This window comes from Mesorhizobium sp. WSM4819 (genome assembly GCF_055811215.1).
Window position 1 is genome coordinate 138,588 of the sequence record NZ_JBVVQO010000013.1, and the last position, 20,581, is coordinate 159,168.

The 20,581-nt window shown below is 61.8% G+C and carries 24 protein-coding genes and 1 tRNA gene; 18 read left to right on the forward strand and 7 right to left on the reverse strand.

What is annotated here, in order from left to right:
* Window positions 1-76 precede the first annotated feature (76 nt).
* The 8 genes from AC0L18_RS14660 (at window position 77) to AC0L18_RS14695 (ending at window position 6,547) form a co-directional block, all read left to right on the forward strand.
* The gene (locus AC0L18_RS14660; RefSeq protein ID WP_473492933.1) at window positions 77-604 is read left to right on the forward strand and encodes a hypothetical protein; all 528 of its coding nucleotides are present in this window, start codon (window positions 77-79) and stop codon (window positions 602-604) included.
* A 305-nt stretch (window positions 605-909) separates the two neighbouring features.
* Window positions 910-1,368, forward strand: a complete 459-nt coding sequence (locus AC0L18_RS14665; RefSeq protein ID WP_353682347.1) for an NUDIX hydrolase — start codon at window positions 910-912, stop codon at window positions 1,366-1,368.
* Between the two features lie 17 nt (window positions 1,369-1,385).
* Window positions 1,386-2,030 carry a DUF47 domain-containing protein gene (locus AC0L18_RS14670; RefSeq protein ID WP_023801761.1) on the forward strand — a complete coding sequence of 215 codons (645 nt, stop codon included), beginning with the start codon at window positions 1,386-1,388 and terminating at the stop codon, window positions 2,028-2,030.
* A 4-nt stretch (window positions 2,031-2,034) separates the two neighbouring features.
* Window positions 2,035-3,039: an anion permease gene (locus AC0L18_RS14675; RefSeq protein ID WP_473492935.1), complete on the forward strand. Its 1,005-nt coding sequence runs from the start codon at window positions 2,035-2,037 to the stop codon at window positions 3,037-3,039.
* A gap of 292 nt (window positions 3,040-3,331) precedes the next feature.
* A complete protein-coding gene (locus tag AC0L18_RS14680) occupies window positions 3,332-4,024 on the forward strand; it encodes an RNA polymerase sigma factor (protein WP_473492937.1) in 693 nt (230 codons plus the stop codon).
* A gap of 228 nt (window positions 4,025-4,252) precedes the next feature.
* Window positions 4,253-5,527 carry a hypothetical protein gene (locus AC0L18_RS14685; RefSeq protein WP_473492939.1) on the forward strand — a complete coding sequence of 425 codons (1,275 nt, stop codon included), beginning with the start codon at window positions 4,253-4,255 and terminating at the stop codon, window positions 5,525-5,527.
* 494 nt (window positions 5,528-6,021) lie between these two features.
* The gene (locus AC0L18_RS14690; RefSeq protein WP_287295606.1) at window positions 6,022-6,282 is read left to right on the forward strand and encodes a hypothetical protein; all 261 of its coding nucleotides are present in this window, start codon (window positions 6,022-6,024) and stop codon (window positions 6,280-6,282) included.
* Window positions 6,283-6,286: 4 nt separating this feature from the next.
* Entirely contained in the window at window positions 6,287-6,547 is a 261-nt protein-coding gene (locus AC0L18_RS14695) for a hypothetical protein (protein ID WP_473492941.1), read from the forward strand.
* Here AC0L18_RS14695 and AC0L18_RS14700 read toward each other — a convergent pair.
* Entirely contained in the window at window positions 6,544-7,257 is a 714-nt protein-coding gene (locus tag AC0L18_RS14700; RefSeq protein WP_473492943.1) for an SOS response-associated peptidase, read from the reverse strand. The two genes, AC0L18_RS14695 and AC0L18_RS14700, sit on opposite strands and share 4 nt — an antisense overlap.
* 294 nt (window positions 7,258-7,551) lie before the next feature.
* Here AC0L18_RS14700 and AC0L18_RS14705 point away from each other — a divergent pair, with 294 nt between their 5' ends.
* The 4 genes from AC0L18_RS14705 (at window position 7,552) to minE (ending at window position 10,116) form a co-directional block, all read left to right on the forward strand.
* Window positions 7,552-7,989, forward strand: coding sequence for a hypothetical protein (locus AC0L18_RS14705; RefSeq protein ID WP_473492945.1), 438 nt, complete (start codon window positions 7,552-7,554; stop codon window positions 7,987-7,989).
* A gap of 169 nt (window positions 7,990-8,158) precedes the next feature.
* Complete coding sequence (gene minC, locus AC0L18_RS14710; RefSeq protein ID WP_473492946.1) at window positions 8,159-8,929, forward strand: septum site-determining protein MinC; 771 nt, start codon at window positions 8,159-8,161, stop codon at window positions 8,927-8,929.
* 102 nt (window positions 8,930-9,031) lie between these two features.
* Complete coding sequence (gene minD, locus AC0L18_RS14715) at window positions 9,032-9,847, forward strand: septum site-determining protein MinD (protein ID WP_023803856.1); 816 nt, start codon at window positions 9,032-9,034, stop codon at window positions 9,845-9,847.
* Window positions 9,844-10,116, forward strand: a complete 273-nt coding sequence (gene minE / locus AC0L18_RS14720; RefSeq protein WP_023803855.1) for a cell division topological specificity factor MinE — start codon at window positions 9,844-9,846, stop codon at window positions 10,114-10,116. The genes minD and minE overlap by 4 nt, the downstream gene beginning before the upstream one ends.
* A gap of 693 nt (window positions 10,117-10,809) precedes the next feature.
* Here the strand turns inward: minE and yghU are convergent.
* Entirely contained in the window at window positions 10,810-11,676 is an 867-nt protein-coding gene (yghU, locus tag AC0L18_RS14725) for a glutathione-dependent disulfide-bond oxidoreductase (protein ID WP_473492947.1), read from the reverse strand.
* A gap of 226 nt (window positions 11,677-11,902) precedes the next feature.
* Between yghU and AC0L18_RS14730 the strand changes: the two genes are divergently transcribed.
* From AC0L18_RS14730 to AC0L18_RS14740, 3 genes are all read left to right on the forward strand, one after another.
* The gene (locus AC0L18_RS14730) at window positions 11,903-12,805 is read left to right on the forward strand and encodes a S1C family serine protease (RefSeq protein ID WP_473492949.1); all 903 of its coding nucleotides are present in this window, start codon (window positions 11,903-11,905) and stop codon (window positions 12,803-12,805) included.
* Window positions 12,806-13,028: 223 nt separating this feature from the next.
* The gene (locus AC0L18_RS14735; RefSeq protein WP_473492966.1) at window positions 13,029-13,628 is read left to right on the forward strand and encodes a YdeI/OmpD-associated family protein; all 600 of its coding nucleotides are present in this window, start codon (window positions 13,029-13,031) and stop codon (window positions 13,626-13,628) included.
* Between the two features lie 162 nt (window positions 13,629-13,790).
* On the forward strand, window positions 13,791-15,938 hold the full coding sequence (locus AC0L18_RS14740; RefSeq protein ID WP_473492950.1) for an EAL domain-containing protein: 2,148 nt from the start codon (window positions 13,791-13,793) through the stop codon (window positions 15,936-15,938).
* 69 nt (window positions 15,939-16,007) lie between these two features.
* Here AC0L18_RS14740 and AC0L18_RS14745 read toward each other — a convergent pair whose 3' ends face one another.
* From AC0L18_RS14745 to AC0L18_RS14755, 3 genes are all read right to left on the reverse strand, one after another.
* Window positions 16,008-16,337 carry a GYD domain-containing protein gene (locus AC0L18_RS14745; protein WP_027155386.1) on the reverse strand — a complete coding sequence of 110 codons (330 nt, stop codon included), beginning with the start codon at window positions 16,335-16,337 and terminating at the stop codon, window positions 16,008-16,010.
* A gap of 165 nt (window positions 16,338-16,502) precedes the next feature.
* On the reverse strand, window positions 16,503-16,685 hold the full coding sequence (locus AC0L18_RS14750; protein ID WP_027155385.1) for a DUF3606 domain-containing protein: 183 nt from the start codon (window positions 16,683-16,685) through the stop codon (window positions 16,503-16,505).
* Window positions 16,686-16,706: 21 nt separating this feature from the next.
* Window positions 16,707-16,780, reverse strand: a tRNA-Gln gene (locus tag AC0L18_RS14755).
* Between the two features lie 122 nt (window positions 16,781-16,902).
* Here AC0L18_RS14755 and AC0L18_RS14760 point away from each other — a divergent pair.
* The gene (locus AC0L18_RS14760) at window positions 16,903-17,289 is read left to right on the forward strand and encodes an ester cyclase (RefSeq protein WP_473492951.1); all 387 of its coding nucleotides are present in this window, start codon (window positions 16,903-16,905) and stop codon (window positions 17,287-17,289) included.
* A 498-nt stretch (window positions 17,290-17,787) separates the two neighbouring features.
* On the opposite strand, the gene AC0L18_RS14765 is transcribed toward AC0L18_RS14760, so the two are convergent.
* Window positions 17,788-18,273: an Lrp/AsnC family transcriptional regulator gene (locus tag AC0L18_RS14765; RefSeq protein WP_287283691.1), complete on the reverse strand. Its 486-nt coding sequence runs from the start codon at window positions 18,271-18,273 to the stop codon at window positions 17,788-17,790.
* Window positions 18,274-18,427: 154 nt separating this feature from the next.
* On the opposite strand from AC0L18_RS14765, the gene AC0L18_RS14770 reads away from it, so the two are divergent.
* Together AC0L18_RS14770 and AC0L18_RS14775 are read left to right on the forward strand one after the other, a co-directional pair.
* Window positions 18,428-19,180 (forward strand): tryptophan 2,3-dioxygenase family protein, encoded by a 753-nt coding sequence (locus tag AC0L18_RS14770; protein ID WP_473492952.1) that lies wholly within the window; start codon window positions 18,428-18,430, stop codon window positions 19,178-19,180.
* Between the two features lie 229 nt (window positions 19,181-19,409).
* Window positions 19,410-19,844: a DoxX family protein gene (locus AC0L18_RS14775; protein ID WP_473492954.1), complete on the forward strand. Its 435-nt coding sequence runs from the start codon at window positions 19,410-19,412 to the stop codon at window positions 19,842-19,844.
* A 53-nt stretch (window positions 19,845-19,897) separates the two neighbouring features.
* On the opposite strand, the gene AC0L18_RS14780 is transcribed toward AC0L18_RS14775, so the two are convergent.
* Window positions 19,898-20,203 carry a hypothetical protein gene (locus AC0L18_RS14780; RefSeq protein WP_473492955.1) on the reverse strand — a complete coding sequence of 102 codons (306 nt, stop codon included), beginning with the start codon at window positions 20,201-20,203 and terminating at the stop codon, window positions 19,898-19,900.
* Between the last annotated feature and the right edge of the window lie 378 nt (window positions 20,204-20,581).

The window sequence follows — 20,581 nt, forward strand, 5'->3', positions numbered from 1 at the left end:
GGGCGGATGGCGTCCGTCCGCCCTCGCGTGGCCCACAGCCACCGAACAATTTTACCCGCATACGAGGGGAACAATTATGCGACATTTCATGATACTCATCGCGGCGACGTCAGTAGCACTTTCGTCTGCGATGGCAGCCTACGGACAAGATCAAAATCCCCTTCCCAGGGCCAGCGATGTGCTTGTCCGATACGGGCACGACGTCGAGGGCTGGACCGTCTATGCAAATCAAACCCGCGGAGATTGCTTGATCGTGCACTCAGATGGCCCAAATTCAGTGCAAATGGGCGTTACCGCAAATCACGAGGTCGGGTATCTTGGCGTGTTCACGAAGCAGGATATCGGCCTTCAGAACGGGACCAAGTCGGAAATCTTTGTCTCTATCGGCGGCCATCTCTACGAGGGTGTGGCCACCAGCACGAACGGCGAACTCAAGGGCGGATATTCTGGCGGCTACATCTTGACAGACGACCCGAATTTCAAGCGCGACGTGGCCAAGAAATACGAAATGATCGTGTTTCCGGAAACCGAGGGGACCTTTGTCGTCGATCTAAAGGGGACTTTCAAGGCAATGGCAATGGGCCGCAAGTGCCTTACGCAATGACCGCCGCTCTCCCGCCTACGAAACCATCTCGATGCTTCTCGACAAGCCAACTACCGTTGTTCCGAATATCAAGAGCGGCAAGAAGCTCGAGTGTGAGCTACAGTTCCGGAGCCGTCAGCCGACAGTCTGCTATTGACCCTGAGCTGCCCTTCATGAGGATGTTTCGCTGCGTGATAGCTGACATTCACAAGCAAGCAGCACTATTGACTCAACGAAGATCCTGCACGTCTTAATTGGCTTCGCAAAAAATTTAGCCAGCTACCGACAATACGGCTAAGGTCTTAGCGAAATGGATGGCCGGGCCTTTGAAGAAAAAGAAACTGGGAAAGCGAGCGCGCCGTGGCAAGCCCATCGCACAGGTTGCCGCTTTGCCTTATCGCCGCGCTGCAGACGGAGACACTGAAATCTTGCTGCTAACGTCTCGGCAAACGGGCCGCTTCATCTTGCCCAAGGGGTGGCCGATGAAGGGTCGACCAGACCGCGAGGCTGCAGCTCAAGAGGCGGGTGAGGAAGCCGGAGTAGTGGGCACTTTGCATGAGCAATCCGTTGGCAGCTTCCATTATTGGAAACGATTGAAGGACACGTTTGTCCCGGTAACCGTTGAAGTATACCCGCTTCACGTGCAGCAGGAGCTGGATGAATGGAAGGAGCAGAAGTATCGAAGACGGGCCTGGCTTAAGCCGGATCAAGCAGCACTCCTGGTCGATGAACCTGAGTTGGCTGCCCTACTGGAATCTATAGCGCCTGAACTGGCTCATTTCTGAACGCTACAGGATAAAACATGCTCAATTGGTTTCGTGCGCTTCTGCCCCGCGAGGACAAGTTCTTCGACCTGTTCGAGCGGCATTCCCGCATCCTGGTCGCCGGCGCCGAGGCGCTGCAGAAGCTGCTCGATGGCGGCGAGGCCGTCGAGCGCCATTGCCGTGAGATCGTCGAGCTCGAGGACCAGGCCGACGTGGTCACCCGCGAGGTGCTGCTCGCCGTGCGCAAGAGCTTCATCACCCCGTTTGACCGTGGCGACATCAAGGACCTGATCCAGTCGATGGATGATGCAATCGACATGATGCACAAGGTGGTCAAGATGGTGAGGCTGTTCGAGCAAACGAGCTTCGAGCCGCGCATGCGCGAAATGGGCGCCGTCATCGTCGAGGCCGCGCATCTGACCGCCGAGGCGATCCCGCTGCTGGAAAAAGTCGGCGCCAACGTCACACGGCTCGGCGCACTTGCGGAGGAGATCACCAAGGTCGAGGAGCGCGCCGACGGACTTCACGACGCGGGCCTGAAGGAACTGTTCCAGCGCCACGGCAGGACCGACGCCATGGCGTGGATCGTCGGCAGCGAACTCTATGGCCAGTTGGAAAAGGTGGTCGACCGCTTCGAAGACGTCGCTAACGAGATCAGCGGCATCGTGATCGAGAACGTTTGAGCGGATGGACCCCACTCTCGCCTTTCCGCTTCTCGTCGGCCTGATCGGCGTCGCTCTGTTCTTCGATTTCCTGAACGGCCTGCATGACGCTGCGAACTCCATCGCCACCATCGTCTCGACCCGCGTGCTGCGCCCGCAGTATGCAGTCTTCTGGGCGGCCTTCTTCAATTTTATAGCCTTCCTGTTCTTCGGTCTCCACGTCGCCGAGACCATCGGCAGGGGCATCGTCAGCGCCGACATCGTGACGCCTCAGGTCGTGTTCGCCGCGCTTGTCGGCGCAATCGCCTGGAACATCGTCACCTGGCTCTACGGCATACCCTCGTCGAGCTCGCATGCGCTGATCGGCGGACTGGTCGGCGGGGCTGTCGCCAAGGCCGGAAGCGTCGCCATCGTCTGGTCGGGGCTGCTGAAGACGGTCGCGGCCATCGTGCTGTCGCCGCTCACCGGCTTCGTGCTGGCTCTGGTGCTGATACTCACCGTCTCCTGGATTTTCGTGCGCCAGACGCCGTTCGCGGTCGACAATACCTTCCGCACCCTGCAATTCGTGTCGGCGTCGCTCTATTCGCTCGGCCATGGCGGCAATGATGCGCAGAAGACGATGGGCATCATCGCGGTGCTGCTCTACTCGCAGGGCATGCTCGGGGGCGAGTTCTACGTGCCCTTCTGGGTGGTGATCACCTGCCAGGCAATGCTGGCGCTTGGCACGCTGTTCGGCGGCTGGCGCATCGTGCACACGATGGGCTCGAAGATCACGCGGCTGAATCCGATGCAGGGTTTCTGCGCCGAGACCGGCGGCGCGATCACGCTGTTTGGCGCAACGTGGCTCGGCATCCCGGTCTCCACCACGCACACCATCACCGGCGCCATCGTCGGGGTCGGCGCGGCGCGACGCATCTCTGCGGTCCGCTGGGGCATAGCCGGCTCGATCGTGATTGCATGGGTGGTTACCATGCCCGCCACCGCCTTCATTGCTGCTTGTTGTTATGGAATCGTGGCACTCTTCAGTTAATGCGGAGCCCGGAAGTTTGACTGACGATCGCGAAGGTCGACTGCTGTCGTTGCGCGAAGATCAGCTTTGGAGAAGCGGTCAGAATGTCGCGAAATGGCCGGAAGCCGGCGTTTGGTGGATGCTGTGCTTGGAGGGCGGGTGATGAAGCGTCACAGGATTGTCGGCATGATAGGCGCCGTCGGCCTGCTTCTAGCCGCTGCCTTGATTGTCTGTGGGCCTTCCACTGATAAACGGGTCGAATGGGAACCTTTTTGCTGCGGAAAGCATCGAATTGGTGATTAGATAAGTTGTCATGTCCGACCAACGCATTGACAGGGGCGATGACGGGCGCAATTCCAAGGATGTGGAACTGGTCCGCCGCGCATTGGCGCGCGACGCGGATGCATTCCGAACCATCATGCAGACGCACAACCAGCGTCTCTATCGTATCGCGCGTGGATTGGCCGACGACGACAGCGAAGCTGAGGACATCGTTCAGGAAGCCTATGTCAACGCTTTCGCCTACTTTGCCGAGTTCCGAGGAGAATCGGCATTGTCGACATGGCTCTGCAGGATCGTCGTCAACGAGGCGCTAGGACGCTTGCGAAGGAGACGGCGCGCGGCAGCTTTTGCAAAGTCCGCGGCACGGGCCAATTCCGAGGTCATACAGTATTCTCTCAATAAATATTCCGACGACGCCGAGCGGACGGTGGCGCAACGACAAATCCTGAGCCTGGTCGAACGGGCTACCGATACGTTGCCCGTAGCCTATCGGGTTGTCTTTATTGCCCGCGCGATCGAAGGACTGTCCAATGACGAGACGGCGGAACTGCTCGGCCTGCGTCCCGAGACAGTGCGGACGCGGCTCCATCGCGCCCGCCGCCTCGTTCGCAAAAAGCTGGACGAACAGATTGGCCCCGTGCTGCTGAACGCCTTCCCGTTCAAGGGCCGCCGCTGCGAGCGACTAACCGCCACCGTTATGGATCGTCTTCGTCTTTCAGTCTGACTGCGTGAGCCAAATATCTTTATTCGGACTGTACGCCGGATGACGGGAACGTTCCGCCCGCTCGGTCATCTAATAGCTATCGGCCCGGTTGAGTCGCACACGATCGAACCGGCGAGCCGACTAAAAAACAATATTCGGGAGGACATGGCAGTGTCTGCACGGTTCAATCGAATTGGCGTCTCGTTGGGCGTTCTGCTCTCCGCAGCTCTCATTCCAGCCGCCGCTCAAATGAGCGCGAAAGGATCGGTCAGCGGCAAGGATTTTGACGCCGCCGCGGCCGAGCAGGCCATGCGATATCTCGAGGAAGGCCGTGAGACCTTCCGCTTCGACACCTTCGGCAGCGAGGAGTTCTGGGGCGGTAAGCTCAAGCTTCATGAGGCGATCGCCGGCGAGAAACTGGGCGGGGTCGGGCCAGGCCTCAGTCCGCAAAAAGCCCTCGAACTTGGCCTTAAGGTCGACGTCAACGCCATTCCGAAGGACGTGGCCGCGGCGCTAGACAAGGGCGAGGTCGACCTTGCCGATCCCGCAAGCACGCTTCTGCTGCTGAAGGCCAATGCCGTGGTCGGCGTGACAGGGTTTTTCTCCGAGGACGGACAGACCCTGACCTCGGTGGGCATCCAGTGCGCGGTGTGCCATTCAACGGTCGACGATGCTTATGCACCCGGCATCGGGCATAGGCTGGACGGCTGGCCCAACCGCGACCTCAATATCGGAGTGATCGTCGCGCTGGCGCCGGACCTTACAGCGTTCACCGAAATGCTGCAGATATCGGAAGCCGAGGTGAAGAAAGCGGTGGAGGCTTGGGGTCCCGGCAAGTTCGATGCCGAGCTGAACCTCGATGGCAAGGCATTTCGCCCGGACGGCAAGACGGCCGCCACACTCAATCCGCCGGCCTTCGGATTGGCCGGCGTGAACAACCACACCTGGACCGGAGCCTGGGGCACGGTGAGCTACTGGAACGCATATGTCGGCAATCTCGAAATGCACGGCAAAGGCGTATTTTACGATCCGCGTCTGGACGATGCCGAGAAGTATCCGGTGGCGGCACGGACAAAACAGGGCCACAAGCAAGACGACGAGGACCGGATCACCGCCAAGCTTCCGGCGCTTCATTTCTATCAGCTGTCGCTGCCGACCCCGAAGCCGCCCGAGGGCGTATTCGACAGCCCGGCCGCGGAGAAAGGCGAGGCACTTTTCAACGATAAGGCCAAATGCGGCACGTGCCACGTGCCGCCGCTCTTCACCGAACCCGGCTGGAATCTGCATACGGCCGACGAGATCGGGATCGACGACTTCCAGGCGATGCGATCTCCCGACGAGCGCTACCGGACGGCATCGTTGCGCGCGCTCTGGGACATGGAAAAAATCCACAAGGGCGGTTTCTACCACGACGGGCGGTTCGCCACCCTCGATGACGTTGTCGAGCATTATGACGACCATCTCGGCCTGAAGCTGACCGATCAGGAAAAGAGCGATCTGATCGAGTACCTCAAGTCGATTTGACCCAGCGCTTGACGGCGTCCTCATCCCTCGGATGTCGATTGGGAGGGAAGGTAGCTTCGCGCAGCCGATGTCCGCTTTCGAGTAACAGCGAAATTGCTTCGAATGACCAAGATCTGGCGCTAAGCCGACCTTCGAACGGCACGATTGAACACGCGTCCTGCTACCGTCATCTCTGAGCGGTTACCGCACCGCCCGGCGCCGTCCCTCCACGGCGGCAAACCCGCTCCTGCAGATGCCCGTTCAGCACGATCATTTCCTTGAGTGCCTTCACCGCGTCGCCCTTGTGCTATGCAATGAATTTTTCTGCAACTACCTGAAGGGCGGGTTCCTGACGGCTGTCCAGCGTCACCATGTGGTCCAGGCTATGCTCCAACAGTTTCTGTTCAAATTGAACAAAACGGGAACAAAAATGTTAGGAGCGAATTGACTCCGTGAGGAATGCCTTCCTATTTGTCAGAGGTGGGGCGGTTGCTCACAAACTGGGGAGAGCCGCGATGGGCAGACGAAAAAGCCGGTTCGACAGGCTGTCGGCGAGGCATGCCGAGGCGATCATCAGCGACGCTCTCAGCCTGCGCAGGACGGTGCTTTCGTCGCAACTGCATCTGAAGGCGCAAGGCGAACTGTTTTGGCAGCTTTGCGGGCTTGTCGAAAAATTGCATGAGGTGATGGCCAGCGTAGCGGAGAAGGAGCCCGATTTCCGGATGCCGGATCTTGGCCTGCTTCCGCTTCCCGAGGGCTATTTGACTCGGAAATGAGGCCATGGCCGGGCCGATGGACAGCGTTGGACGTGCCGCGAAGGCCAACATGCTGCTGATCGTCGAGTGCGGCCACTGCTACCATGTCGGGCGTTTTCGGGCCAACGACGTGGCCAAGGTGGTGGGCTGGAACAAGCCGCTGGAAGCCATCAGGTTCAGGTGCAAACGATGCAGCCGCAAGGACACCACCGTTCGCACTCAGTTCGTCGACCAGGACCATCCGCCAAAAGGCTACATCTGGGTGCTGCAGAAATTCAAGCTTTAGAACAGCGAACCTTGTACCGGCGCCTGTGGCGCCTGCGGCGGAAATTTTATCTGCGTCGCCGGCTTGTCGACGATCACCAGCGCGTCGTCCGCTGCCGTGCGCTGCAGGTGCCTGGCCTGCGACCACGGCGCGGTCAGCCAGGTCTCGGTTTCCTCCTGCGTGGTCAGGATCACGGGCATCGCCTTCTCGTGGATCGGCGCGATCAGCGCGTTTGGCCTGGTGGTCAGAAAGCCGTAGAGCTCGAACTCGCCCGGGCCGTCCTTGATCTTGCGCACGCCTTGCCAGCGCGTCCACAGGCCGGCGAAGAAGAACAGCGGCAGCGCCTCGCTCAGCGCGAACCAGTAGTTTCTCTGGATACCGGTATCCGGATCCTTGTCGCCCGGCGTTGGGCTCGGTTCGGCAAAACTGGTGAGCGGCACCACGCAGCGGTTCTCGACGCCGAGATATTGCTGCCAGTGGCCATATTGCGGGTTGCGGATGTTGGTGGTGCCGTAGTCGGCCTTGCCCTTCACGCGCTCGATCGGCGTCGGCATGCCCCACAGCAGGTTGGCCAGCTCGCGCGTCCCGTCCGGCGCATTGCGCACCACCGGGCCGGGCTGGTTGGGATAGATGTCGATGGAGGGCTCGAGATTGCCGAGACTATCGCGCAGGGCGCGGGTCCACTGGCGGATCGCCTCCTGGCTGGTGGTGATGTTGTAGAGGTTGCACATATCGAGCCCCGGGGATGTTCAGGCATCTTGCGGGAAAGGGCAGGTAATTTCCAGCGCTTGTCCATTCGGCTGGTGACACGGCTACCCCAGACCACAGCGCCGCGATCACCGCCGCCATCCCGGCGGGTCGACCGCGGCAGAAGGATACTGCCGCGCGCAGCGGCGAACCGCCGGCTCCGCTTACGCAACGCACGCCGCTCGCGCGCGTTCTACCATTAGGAGGAGCATGGTCATCAGGAGGAGCATGGGATGTGACACCTGGTCTCATGCGCTCACAATCGGAGGCAAACCACGATGTCCAAGTTTAGAGATGCCCTTGACCGCGGCAAGCAAGCTCGCCGTGAGCACGAGGAAAAGGTCGGCAAAGAGAAGGCCGAAGGGGTGGACTTCGGCGCGCAAGCAAGGGCCTGGCTAAACGACGTCGTGGTCGCGTCGCTGGAAGCGGCCAGGGCTGACGTAGCAGGCGAGGTGGCGGTCGAGATGGACACTGCGCCACGCCGCCAAGACAAAGCATCAACACCATCTATTCGGTTCAGGATCTACAGGAAGCGGGGAACGGAAAAGGAGGTGATCGGAAGGACGTTCTCGGTCAACGTCCAGCTGAGTGGACAAGTGTCGGCATCTTCGCCCGGGATGGTGGCGAGAGAAGTGGGAAACATCGGGGATAAGGCTGACGAGCGGTTCTCTAGCTTGCTGGCGGAACTGATCGAGGACGCAGCGAAGGGCACTTAGCCAGCAAGGTGTCGAGGAAAGGGCTGGCGATTTCCAGGGCTGTCCGCCGGTTTGCTGACACGCCGGGCCTGTCAGTAACAGCTTTCCGGATGCCGCAAACTCCCCTTCCGTTAACCTTTCGTTAACCATGGCTGGCTAGCGTTTACCTATCAGTAAGGAATCGCTATCCGTGACCTTCGCCGCCCCCGTCGAGACCAAATCCATTCGCTTTCGCGCCCGCTCCTTCGTCGCCTTCACGCTCACCCCGGAGACGCCGCTTTCGGAGTGGCTGGAAAGCCTCGACCGCTGGATCGGCAATTCTCCCGGCTATTTTGCCGGCCGCCCGGTGGTGCTCAACCTCAACACGCTGAAGCCCGCGGTCAGCCAGATCGAGGCGCTGGTTGCCGAGCTTGGGCTGCGCGGCATCCGCATCTATGCCATCGAGCTCGACGGCAACACGGTGCTTGAGCCCAGTCTGCCGCCTGTGCTGATCGGCGCCAAGGAAGCCACAGGCGGGCTGCTCATGCAGGCCGACCAAAAGGCTGCCGGCAGGCCGGAAGAGACGGGCAGGGCGGAAGAAGGCAGGGCGGAACCGGGCAAACGGTCAGAAGACAGGGTGCCGGAAGCGCCGGCCACGCTGATGGTCAAGACGCCGATCCGCTCGGGCCAGTCGATCTTCCACGCGCATGGCGATGTCATCGTGCTGGGCTCGGTCGCCTCCGGTTCCGAGATCGTCGCCGCCGGCTCGATCCATGTCTACGGCACGCTGCGCGGGCGGGCGTCGGCCGGTGTGCTCGGCCATTCGGCGGCGCGCATCTTCTGCCGCAAAAACGAGGCCGAACTGCTGTCGGTCGACGGCTGGTATTGCACCGCCGAGGAGATGGAGCCGGCCTTGCGTGGAAAAGCGGTGCAGGCGTTTCTGGAAAAGGACACGCTGCGCATCGCGCCGTTCAGCCAATGAAGGTACCCGAAAGTACGCAGCGGTTTTGAAATAGAAACAAAGACTTAAGCGCATCGCATAAATCAAACGCTTAACAATACGAACAACAATAAGGAGGCATAGATGGGCAAAGTTGTGGTGGTCACCTCGGGCAAGGGGGGCGTCGGCAAGACGACCTCGACGGCCGCCCTTGGCGCCGCCGTCGCGAGAACCGGCAAGAGGGTGGCGCTGGTCGACTTCGACGTGGGTTTGAGGAATCTCGACCTGATCATGGGCGCCGAGCGGCGGGTGGTGTTCGACCTGGTCAACGTCATCCAGGGAACGGCCAAGCTGTCGCAGGCGCTGATCCGCGACAAGCGGGTCGAGACGCTGTTCCTGCTGCCGGCCTCGCAGACGCGCGACAAGGATGCGCTGACCGAGGAGGGCGTCGGCGAGGTGATCGAAAAGCTGAGCTCGGTGTTCGACTACGTCTTCTGCGACAGCCCGGCCGGCATCGAGCGCGGCGCGCAGCTTGCCATGCGCTTTGCCGACGAGGCGGTCATCGTCACCAACCCGGAAGTCAGTTCGGTGCGCGATTCCGATCGCATCATCGGCCTGCTCGACGCCAGGACCGTCAAGGCCGAGCGGGGCGAGCAGATCGCCAAGCATGTGCTGGTGACGCGCTACGATGCGGCGCGCGCGGCGCGCGGCGAAATGCTCTCGATCGACGACGTGCTGGAAATCCTGTCGACGCCGCTGCTGGGCATCATTCCCGAGAGCCAGGACGTGCTCAAGGCCTCCAATCTCGGGTCGCCGGTGACACTCAGCGATCCGACCAACTCCGCCGCCCGCGCCTATATCGAGGCGGCCAAACGGCTCGAGGGCGAGGACCTGCCGGTCGTCGTGCCGTTCGAGCGCAAGGGCTTTCTCGATCGGCTTTTTGGAAGGAGGGCAGCATGAGCCTGTTAGACCTCTTCAAGCGGCGCGGCAGCGCGCCGGTGGCGCGCGAGCGGCTGCAGGTGCTGCTCGCCTATGAGCGCCGCAACCGCAGCCAGCCCGATCTCGTCTCGGTGCTGCGCGAGGAGATCATGGCCGTCATCGCCAGGCATGTGCAGATCGACCAGGATTATCTGCAGGTCTCGATGGATCGCGGCGAGACGATGTCGACGCTGGAGATCGACATCCAGATCCCCAACAAGAGCGCTAGGCCGCTGGCCATGTCGGCCTGAGCGTTGCGCCTGTAGTGGTTTTTGACGCCGGCGGGACAGCGCCCCCTCTGGCCTACCGGCCATCTCCCCCAATGGCCGGCAGGACAAAGGGGGTGTCTTATTTTATGTCAACCATAGGTTGCGTGAAATATTTCCCATCCATTTGCCACTTGCGCAACCAACAAAAGGGTGAAAACGTTGGTCCGGGGTAAATGGGCAAGGGTGGCCGTCGCGGCTGTTAGAAGCTCCGGGGCGGCCGTGAAAAGCGATGAATTTTCCACAGTTCCTGGTGGGGATGACCGCCGCGGCATTCGTCGTGGCGCTCTCGACTTTTTTGGCAACGGGTTCAATCTGGAAGGCGCTCGGCTGCACGGTCCTCACCTTGATCGTTCTGCAGCTTGGATATTTTTTGTCCGTCGTCCGGCTGATCTATAGGGCCGAACGAAAGCCACACAGTGACCGCGACCCGCGAGTACTGGACCGTCGAGACAGCATGCGGTTTTGAGATTCAGGTCGGCCACCACAAATATAAACATGCCTAGACCATGATGTTCATCAGATAGACAGTATGGTCTAAACCGCTTGAAAGCGGACATGTTCGGTTCTGGGAATGTGCCTTGGACGTTCCGTTACTTTAGTCAACCAGTATATATCTCCGGGTGCATATGCCCGATACTGCGCAGCGCGTCATCCGCTGCAGCTCCGTCGCTCTGCTCACTCCGCCGCCAGTTTGTCCTGCGTCCTGGTGTCGAAGTCGCTGGCGTCGTGGCGCTCGTGCAATTGCATCGCCGGCTCGCCGAAGGCGCGGTTGACCATGCGGCCGCGCTGCACCGCCGGCCGCGCGTCGATCGCGTCGGCCCAGCGCTGCACGTGCTTGTATTCCTGCACCGACAGGAACGCGCCGGCGTCGTTGTACATGCGGCCCTTGGCCAGCCCGCCATACCAGGGCCACACGGCGATGTCGGCAATCGTGTAGGCGTCGCCGCCGAGATATTCGCTTACCGCCAGGCGCCGGTCGAGCACGTCCATCTGGCGCTTCACCTCCATGGCGAAGCGGTCGATGGCATATTCGAATTTTTCCGGTGCGTAGGCGTAGAAATGGCCGAAGCCGCCGCCGAGATAGGGCGCCGAGCCCATTTGCCAAAACAGCCACGACAGGGTTTCTGCGCGCGCCGGCTGCTCGATCGGCAGGAACTCGCCGAATTTCTCGGCCAGATGCAGCAGGATCGAGCCGGATTCGAAGACGCGGATCGGCTTTGGCCCGCTGCGGTCCATCAGCGCCGGGATCTTGGAGTTGGGATTGACCTCGACGAAGCCGCTGCCGAACTGGTCGCCGTCGTTGATCCTGATCAGCCAGGCGTCATATTCGGCGCCTTTGTGGCCGCGCCCCAGCAACTCCTCCAGCATGATCGTCACCTTCACGCCGTTTGGTGTCGCCTGCGAGTAAAGCTGCAGCGGATGCTTGCCGACCGGCAACTGCTTGTCATGCGTCGGGCCGGCGATCGGACGGTTGATGCTGGCGAAGGCGCCGCCATTTTCCTTGTTCCAGATCCATACTTTCGGCGGTGTGTATTGGTTCATTTCGGAGGCCTTTGATGTGAGCGGAGAGGGTTTTGGGGAGGATCAACTTGCATAGATACAGGTAGTGCGGACTGACGGAAGTTCAACTTGTGTTGAACTATTGTCGATGTCGGCAGCGCAAGCCTGCGCGATTGCATCCGGCCCTTGCGCCTCGTCACATGCGCCATAGCTATAGAAGATGCCGGCCCTCTGAACGGTCGTCGTGAGTATTGCCAGGATTGAGAGCATGACCATCGATACGATTTTGCGGTCCATCGTGACGGTGCGCGCGTCGATCCCGGATGATGCCTTCACCGCGAATGCGCTGGGCACCAGCCGGGAAGGCAGCGGCGTGGTCATTCGCGACAACGGCCTGGTGCTCACCATCGGCTATCTCATCACCGAGGCGGAAGAGGTCTGGCTGACCGACCACAGCGGGCGCGTGATTCCCGCGCACGCGCTTGCCTACGACCAGGAAACGGGCTTCGGCCTGGTGCAGGCGCTGGCCCCGCTCTCCCTGCCCGCAGTGGCTTTCGGCGACGCGGCCAGGGCGACGGCCGGCGACCCGGTGGTGCTCGCCGACGGCATCGGCCAGGCGGTCAGCGCGTACATCGTCACCAAGCAGGAATTCGCCGGCTATTGGGAATATCTGCTGGACGAGGCGATCTTCACTGCGCCGGCTCATCCGTCGTGGGGAGGTGCGGCCCTCATCGGGCAGGACGGCAGGCTGCTCGGCATCGGTTCTCTGCGCCTGCAGATGAGCCGCGCCGGCGAGATCGCCGATATCAACATGGTGGTGCCGATCGACCTGCTGCCGCCCATCCTCGACGATCTGCTGACGCGCGGCCAGGTTGCCAGACCACCGCGCCCATGGCTCGGCGCCTTCTCCGCCGAAAGCAATGGCGAGGTCGTGGTGATGAGCGTCGCCGAAGGCAGCCCGGCCGCCGAAGCCGGCCTGCGCCAGGGCGATATCATCTCGGATGTGCGCGACGGCGAAGTCGACGGGCTCGCCGATTTCTACCGCAAGTTGTGGCAGAACCCGGCGGGCGCCGAGATCCCGTTGCGGGTTGTGCGCGACGGCCGCGAAACCTGGCTGCGCGTCAAGTCGGCCGACCGGAACAGCTTTCTCAAGAAACCGCAGCTGCAGTGAGGCTCCTTTCCTTCTTCCACAAGGGGCCTTGTGGGAGAAGGAGGATCGGCGCGCAGCGCCGAGCCGGAAGGCCGCAGGTTATTACATCACGATTTGAAGGACCGCCATGGGCGGCGCGAAGCATCGCGCCATCCTTGCAACAAGGCCACTGTTGCCGCATTCGATCGGAGCCAAGCAGCGACAAAGGAGAACCGATGACGACCACACAAAGGCAGACCCGCTGATGGCGCCGGTCGAGGTCGACCCCGCCAAGGTCCGCGAATTCAGCGATGCCGAGAGCTTCTACACCTGGCTCGGCAAGCATCACGACACCGAGACAGAAATCTGGATCAAGATCCACAAGGTCGGTTCGGGACTGCCTTCGATCACGCCCAAGGAGGCCATCGACGTCGTGCTGTGCTGGGGCTGGATCGATGCCGTGCGCAAGGGGCTCGACGACAAGAGCTATATGCAGCGTTACACACCGCGCGGCAGGAAGAGCATCTGGAGCCAGATCAACGTCGACAACATCGCCCGGCTGATCGAGGCGGGCCGGATGACCGAGCATGGGCTCAAACAGGTCGAGGCGGCGAAGGCCGACGGCCGCTGGGCGCGCGCCTATGCAAGCGGCAAGGACATGAAAATCCCCGCGGATCTGCAAGCCGCAATAGACGTCGAGCCCGAGGCAAAGGCGATGCTGGCAGGGCTCAGCGCGCAGAACCGCTTCGCGCTCGCCTTCCGCATCCACAACATGAAGACCGAGGCTGGCCGCAAGAAGAAGATCGCCGCCTTCGTCGAGATGCTGACGCGCGGTGAGACGATCTACCCGCAAGGGAAGAGGTGAGGGCTGGCGCCGTCGCGGCTGTGGCTGCCGTTTCGGCAAAGTTCCCGCCTCGTGGGTGTCAGGGTGAAGAAATTGGCCGTCCACCCCAGCCGCTGCGCAGTAACGGATTCTTCTTTGCTTTTGCCGCACAATGGCCGCGACGAGGCAGGCGAAGTCCAGAGCATGGCCGAAAAGAAAAATCGCGACGGAGAGTTCTGGGAGCTGGCGCTCGAACGCGCGCATCTTGGCGTCTGGGATTGGGATCTCGCGAGCGGCGACTGTTTCTACTCGGCGATGTGGTTGCAGATGCTCGGCTATGGCGAGGGTGAGCTAGCCGAGACAAGCGATCTCTGGCTGCAGCTGACGCATCCCGACGATCGCGAGCGGGCGGTGGCCAGCGGCGAACGCCACATTGCCGGCCTGACCGATTCGATCGAGACCGAGCTCAGGCTGAAGCACAAATCCGGTCACTGGGTATGGGTTCTCGATCGCGGCGGAGTGGTCGAACGCGACGCCCAAGGCCGGCCGGTCAGACTGATGGGCGTCCAGACCGACATCACCAAGCAGAAGCAAGCGGAAGCAGAGCTTGAACAGGTCAACGTCCGCTTTCGCCTGGCATTGGCGGCCAGCGGCACCGGCATCTGGCACCACGATCTCGCCGCACGCAAAAGCTACTGGGACCAGCGCACGCGGGACATCTACGGGCTTGTCGCCGACACCGACGAAGTGTCTCAAGACCTCTGGCACAGCTATCTGCATCCGGACGACCGGGCCGACGCCGAGCGGGCCCATTTGGCGCCGCTGCAAACCCAAAAGGTCGTCGCCGTGCAATACCGCATCATCAAGCGGGACGGCGAAATCCGACATCTCGAATCGCTGATACGGTTCGCCGACGCCCAGTCATCGGGCCAGATCCTGGGCACGGTGCGCGACATCACCGAGGCGAAGCAACGCGAGCAGGAACTTGCCCATGCGGCCCGCCATGACGCGCTGACCGGCCTTCTGAACCGCGCCGCTTTCGACCGGCTGCTGGCCGAGCACATCGCAACGGCGCGCCGGCTCGCGGTGTTCTACGTCGATCTCGACTACTTCAAGGCACTGAACGACTTCGCCGGCCACGCCGCCGGCGACCTTGCCCTGAAGAGCGTCGCCGAGCGCATTCTGGGCTGTCTGCCGCCGTCGGTGCACGCCGCGCGCCTCGGCGGCGACGAGTTCGCGCTGCTGGTGCCTGATTGCGACGCAGCGCAAGCCGAGCGTCTCGCCGGTGCCGTTCTCGCGGCGGTTCGCGATGCCGACCTCGGCTTGACGGCGATGTCGCGCAAGCTCGCGGCCAGCATCGGCATCGCCTTTGTCGCCGATGCGAATACCGCAGTGGCCGACGCGCTCGCCTGCGCCGACGACGCCTGCTATGCGGCCAAGGCTGCCGGGCGCAATCGCTTCGCGGTGTTCTCGCCCGAGACGACGTCCGGTTCCAGCGGCCTCAATGCGGCGCGGCTGGCCGCCGACACCGTCGACGCCATGGCGGACGGAAGGCTGAAACTGTTCGGCCAGGAAATCCACCAGCTCGGAAAACCCTGGCAAGATAGCCGCCATGTCGAGGTCCTGGCGCGGCTCGCCGGGCGCAACGGGCGGCTGATCCCGCCGGGCGAGTTCATCCCGGCGGCGGAGCGGTTCGGCGTCGCCTCGCGGCTCGACCGCTGGATTATCAGGACGGCGCTGTCGCTTCATGGTCCGGCGCTGAAGTCAGGGGCGCTCACGCTCGGCTTCAACCTGTCGGCGCAGACGCTGAGCGACCCGCAGCTTTGGGATTTCGTCGACGCCATCATCGCCGAGACCGGGGCGCCGCATTCCGGCATCGGCTTCGAGATCACCGAAACCGCCGCGGTCACCAATTTCGCAGCTGCCGAGCAGTTCGTCGGCAAGGCGCGCGAGCGGCGCTGCCGCGTCAGCCTCGACGATTTCGGGGCGGGCATGAGCTCGTTCGAATATCTCCGGCGCTTTCCCGTCGACACGATCAAGATCGACGGTTCGTTCATCGAGCATATTGCCGATAGCCGCTTCGACCGCGAAATCGTCTCGGCGATATCCGGCATCGCCAGGAGCCTCGGCTGCTCCGTGGTGGCGGAGAAGATCGAAGCGCAGGATGCGCTCGACATCCTCGCGGATATGGGCATTGACTTCGGCCAGGGATTTCTGCTGCACCGGCCGGAGCCGCTGCAAGCGATCGTGGCGCGGGCGTGCGCGACCCGGGCGAGCGCGACACAAGCGAGCGTGGCACGGGCGAGCAAGACACGGGCGAGCGCGCCGGCACCAGCCGGACGGCGAGCCTAGCCCGGATCTCTCCGGGCTAGCCGGGCGAAAAGTCCGCGAAACCGGTCCGGCGCCGTGATGCGCGACTGGTCAGGACTTTCCCGGCGGGCGATAGCGGACCGACTTCGCCTTGCCAAGCGCTTGCATCGTCTCTTCGACGCTCAGGAGAACGGTGGTCTCGTACGAACTGAGCGCTCCTCCCGCACCAATGGCAAGCATGACCGATGCCATCGAAACGTTGTCGGGCGCCTCCCACAGGTTCCAGCCATCGTGCTCTCCGAAGCCGTACCAGAACCCGTGCAGCTTTCCGCCTACCGATTCGATGTAGGTGCGGGCTGCCTCGCGTCTATCCTCGGGGTTTTCGATCAGCCGCGCCCAGGTCTCGGGCGTATAGCTGAATCGTGAGAGATACATGGGCATGGTTCGCCTCCAGGGCCGCCGATCCCCCAGCGGCTCGGCGTCGAGGGGATCGAGGGAGGGGCTGGCGCCGAGCCTGACCGGCTTGGTTGGTTCACCGGCTGACAAAATATGCGCTCAGGCTAATATGATCGCAACACCTATCCTGCAGGCCGCCGCCGATGCGGGTCAGGCGTTGCGGCTCGCCATATGCGCGTCGAGCTTCTTTCTCGAAGGCCCGTACCGCTTGATGATGGTCGCGGCCTCGCTCGGCGGTATGCCATATTTTTTCGCAAACGCCGCTACGTCGTAAGGCTCCTCGCCGGCGGCCGGTTTGCGGTCCTGCTTGCTCCTGGATTTGTCGTCGGCCATGTCGTCCTCCGTCATGTCAGGTGGTTCCCGCTCATGGGCTCGAACCACGATTCACGCCTTCAAAGGGCGCTGTCCTACCATTAGACGAAGCGGGAGTAGAGGAAGTGACGCTGTCTAGCACTTTCTCATCCGCGCATGAAGCTGCTTCATGTCATCATCGGCTTGAGCATGAGACACGCCCTTTCGGCGGGGCCTTGCAGGGACGGGAGCAATCGCCGTGACCAGAACCGACCTCTCCGACTTCTACCGAGACTACATTGCCTGCCTGAACAAGCAGGACTGGCCGAAGCTGGGGCAGTTCGTTGATGATGAGGTGATCCACAACGGCCGGCGGCTCGGTCTATCAGGCTATCGCAAAATGCTGGAGCGAGACTTTGCTGAAATTCCGGACCTTTATTTCAACGTCCAGATGCTGATTTCCGATCCGCCCTACATAGCGAGCCGGCTCGGGTTCGACTGCGCGCCGAAAGAAAGCCTCCTCGGCCTCCCTGTAAATGGGAGGAGAGTTTCCTTTGCCGAGAATGTTATCTATGAATTTGGGGACAAAAAGATTGTAGAAGTATGGTCTGTCATAGACAAGGCTGCCATCGAAGCCCAGCTTTAGCGCGAGAATGCTCGGCCGTCGTTCCACGTTCCGATATGAACCACGATATGAACAATGGCAGCTGCCTGTCTACCGCCTGTCAAGGACCCGGCCTTGACGCCTGAACACGCTGCCCCAGATTACGCGGCGGAGTTTTCAGATATGCGATACGACTGGCAGGGGCGCAAATTCCTCGAACGGCATTTCGGCATTGTTATCGCAATTGGCCTGGCTGCAGGGCTGTCCGTGCTGGTCGCGCTGGGCTACACGCCTTAGAGACTGTTTGGAAACTCTACTCTGGCGGCCATCTGATGGCGTTTTCTGCGCTTACCTACAGCGCCGCGCGTCCTTTGGACGCGCAAAAGGACGCTGTAGCACTTTTGGTTTGCGCATGATCCTTTCCGAAAATCTTCCGATTTTCGGGGTCATGCGCGGGCTCACGGACCAAAACGTCCGCTGCGCGCCGGTTCTCGAAACCACCACCATATAACTCGCCAGAGCGAATTTCGAAACAGTCTCTTAAGCCTCGGATTTAGCGCTCTGCTGGGCATGACCCACGGCATTGGCGAAAGAAATGTCATCCTTGATCTCGCGCATCGCCATCGAGGTGATCGTGCGGCGCACGCCGGGCAGGCGGCTGAGCTCGACGCGCAGCATCCTGTCCAGCGCCATCATGTCGACGGTCACGATCTGCAGGAGATAGTCGGCCTCGCCTGTGGTGGCGTGGCAGCGCCGGATCAGCGGATGCGCCTGGACGGCGGCCTCGAAGGCTTCGGAGAGCTCGAAATCGATCGACACCTGAATGAAAGCTTCGATGCCGAAGCCAAGCTTGGCCGGGTCGACCCGCGTCGAGTAGCCGCGGATGATGCCGGCGTCCTCCAGCGCCTTGACCCGCTTCCAGCACGGCGTCTTGCTTAAGCCGACCTCGTCGGCGAGCACTGCGAAGGAGGTGCGCGCATCGCGTTCCAGCGCCGCGACGATCTTCCGGTCGACGGCATCCAGCATCACACGTTCTCCAAACCTTCGCAATGGACGAACATTCGTCCTCCATTTTCTGGTATTTGGATAACACAAAGGAACAATGTTCAAGTGAAAAGCGACTAAACTGCGGGCTCGGACCGAACAAACGCCCTGAGGACCGGGCAAAGGAGCAGCTGCCATGCACAAGCCGGATTATTACGCCCGTATCGAAGCGCCCGAGATGCGCGACTATGGCGTCTACCTCAGCTGCGACAAGCTACTCGCCTGCCAGAAGCCGCTGGCCGAGATGGTCAATGCCGACGAGCTGCAGTTCCAGATCGTCCACCAGGTCGAGGAGCTGTGGATGAAGCTCATCGCCTACACGCTGGTCGATGTCGTCGACTTCCTCGAGCAGCAGAACACCCATCGCATCGTCACGCTGATGGGGCGGGTGCATCGGCTGATGCGCCTGATGACGGCGCAGCTCGACCTGCTCGAAACCATGTCGCCCAAGGAATACCAGGAGATTCGGCTGCAGCTCGGCAATGGCAGCGGCCAGGAATCGCCGGGCTTCAAGCTCTTGCTGCGCATGCCGCCGGACCTGTGGCGGGCGTTCAAGGCGTCCTATCTCGATGGTCGCGGGCTCTCGCTCGAGGATGTCTACGATGTCAGCTATGACCACGGCGACAGCTATGTCGTCGCCGAGGCGCTGATCGAATTCGACGAGCTGTTCCAGAAATTCCGCGCCAATCATCTTTATCTCATCCACCGCTCGATCGGGCTCGGCTCGAAATCGCTCAAGGGCCGGCCAGTCGAACTGCTGCAGGCCGGCGCCCTGCATCGCTTCTTCCCGGAACTGTGGGACATACGCTGCGACATGACCGACCGCTGGAGCGGCCAGTATGGGACTGTGCGGGCACCGATCAGCCACCCGGAGGCGAAGGCAGGGTAAGGCCCGCCATCCCTTCTCCCCTTGTGGGAGAAGGTGGATCGGCGCGCAGCGCCGAGCCGGATGAGGGGTGTTGGACGGAATGCGGCGATGCCAAGCTGGAGCACCCTCATCCGACCGCTTCGCGGCCACCTTCTCCCACAACAAGGGGAGAAGGGGAAGCGCCGCATGTCGGGTTTGCGGCTGGTGTAACGTCCTTGGGGCGAAATCGGTCGCAACCCTGGAGGACGGCATGTCATCGGAAACCACCCAATCACCGGCTCAACCGCCGTGGCAGACCGCGGCAATCCTGATTGGCCGCCTGATCTTCGCAGCCGTCTTCCTCATGGCGGTGACCTTCAAATTCATCGACATGGGCGCCACCGCGGGCTACATCGCCGCCGCCGGATTTCCGTTCCCGCTGTTTCTGGCCTGGTGCGCGGCCGTGCTCGAAGTCATCCTCGTCCTGTGCTTCCTGACCGGCGCCTTCTTCTCGCAGGCCGCTCTTGTCTCCGGCGCCTATGTGCTGTTCCTCGCCTTTGCCTTCCACGGGCCGTCGCACTGGGCCGGAAACCAGGCCGAGTTCGGCTTTTTCGTCGATCATTTTACCTTCCTGGCCGGGCTGCTGTTTGCTGCCGTGCATGGGCCGGGCCGTGTGCTGACCTGGAAGCCTGCATCGGCCAGGTGATCGTAAGCTCGGCTGGCAAGCGGCGGTCCGACCGGACGGGGGCGATCGCGGCGTCACATCTGATCGTTGTAGGGTTCCTTCATCTGGCCGACCATGCGCGCCAGTTTGGAGAAGGACGGCATGTCCGCCTCCGGCTGGCACTGGTTCGCCAGCTCCAGCAGCCGGATCGGGAAGTTGACGGCATCGCGGCTCGACGCCGACATGCCTTCGGAGCGCTCCTCGCTGGTCTCGCTGGCTTCGGCCTTGCGCAAGGCGGTGTCTATCTCCTCGACCGTCAGCACGCCCTTGCGGACAAGGATCTGATTGATCGATGCGACGGCCATCAGCAGGCCCTCGAGTTGCAGATTGGCGACATTCATGGCTATGCTCCCATTGGCAAATTGCAAACGCGCGAACACCGGTTCCGATCCCTGCACCATAGCGCGGCGGGCGGCCGAATTTTAGGCCGGCCCGCGAGATTTCGCTTGCTTTGTGACGGCAGCTATGCTAGGAATATAGTCATGGTGCTGATTTGCGCCAACGACCCGCCCGCCGAGGCGGGTTTTTTTAATTCAAGCCTTCTCACAAGTTCGTGCCTGTGTTGCCGATATCAATTGCCGGCGGGACAGCGCCCCCTCTGTCCTGCCATCTCTTTGCCAAAATTTGGCATCTCCCCCACTTGGGCATATGCGCTAAGATAGCTTCGGCATGGACTGAAATTTGCGCTTTCGTGGTGGTTCACGCCATCGATGTCGCAA

Coding starts and splice junctions, on each gene's coding strand:
- yghU (WP_473492947.1), bottom strand. CDS start 11,676: ATGAACCAATACACACCGCCGAAAGTATGGATCTGGAACAAGGAAAAT.
- AC0L18_RS14735 (WP_473492966.1), top strand. CDS start 13,029: ATGGCGCCGGTCGAGGTCGACCCCGCCAAGGTCCGCGAATTCAGCGAT.
- AC0L18_RS14750 (WP_027155385.1), bottom strand. CDS start 16,685: ATGGCCGACGACAAATCCAGGAGCAAGCAGGACCGCAAACCGGCCGCC.
- AC0L18_RS14670 (WP_023801761.1), top strand. CDS start 1,386: ATGCTCAATTGGTTTCGTGCGCTTCTGCCCCGCGAGGACAAGTTCTTC.
- AC0L18_RS14775 (WP_473492954.1), top strand. CDS start 19,410: ATGTCATCGGAAACCACCCAATCACCGGCTCAACCGCCGTGGCAGACC.
- AC0L18_RS14695 (WP_473492941.1), top strand. CDS start 6,287: ATGGCCGGGCCGATGGACAGCGTTGGACGTGCCGCGAAGGCCAACATG.
- AC0L18_RS14675 (WP_473492935.1), top strand. CDS start 2,035: ATGGACCCCACTCTCGCCTTTCCGCTTCTCGTCGGCCTGATCGGCGTC.
- AC0L18_RS14730 (WP_473492949.1), top strand. CDS start 11,903: ATGACCATCGATACGATTTTGCGGTCCATCGTGACGGTGCGCGCGTCG.
- AC0L18_RS14660 (WP_473492933.1), top strand. CDS start 77: ATGCGACATTTCATGATACTCATCGCGGCGACGTCAGTAGCACTTTCG.
- AC0L18_RS14780 (WP_473492955.1), bottom strand. CDS start 20,203: ATGAATGTCGCCAATCTGCAACTCGAGGGCCTGCTGATGGCCGTCGCA.
- AC0L18_RS14770 (WP_473492952.1), top strand. CDS start 18,428: ATGCACAAGCCGGATTATTACGCCCGTATCGAAGCGCCCGAGATGCGC.
- AC0L18_RS14705 (WP_473492945.1), top strand. CDS start 7,552: ATGTCCAAGTTTAGAGATGCCCTTGACCGCGGCAAGCAAGCTCGCCGT.
- minD (WP_023803856.1), top strand. CDS start 9,032: ATGGGCAAAGTTGTGGTGGTCACCTCGGGCAAGGGGGGCGTCGGCAAG.
- AC0L18_RS14745 (WP_027155386.1), bottom strand. CDS start 16,337: ATGCCCATGTATCTCTCACGATTCAGCTATACGCCCGAGACCTGGGCG.
- AC0L18_RS14765 (WP_287283691.1), bottom strand. CDS start 18,273: ATGCTGGATGCCGTCGACCGGAAGATCGTCGCGGCGCTGGAACGCGAT.
- AC0L18_RS14685 (WP_473492939.1), top strand. CDS start 4,253: ATGAGCGCGAAAGGATCGGTCAGCGGCAAGGATTTTGACGCCGCCGCG.
- AC0L18_RS14700 (WP_473492943.1), bottom strand. CDS start 7,257: ATGTGCAACCTCTACAACATCACCACCAGCCAGGAGGCGATCCGCCAG.
- minE (WP_023803855.1), top strand. CDS start 9,844: ATGAGCCTGTTAGACCTCTTCAAGCGGCGCGGCAGCGCGCCGGTGGCG.
- AC0L18_RS14740 (WP_473492950.1), top strand. CDS start 13,791: ATGGCCGAAAAGAAAAATCGCGACGGAGAGTTCTGGGAGCTGGCGCTC.
- AC0L18_RS14680 (WP_473492937.1), top strand. CDS start 3,332: ATGTCCGACCAACGCATTGACAGGGGCGATGACGGGCGCAATTCCAAG.
- AC0L18_RS14690 (WP_287295606.1), top strand. CDS start 6,022: ATGGGCAGACGAAAAAGCCGGTTCGACAGGCTGTCGGCGAGGCATGCC.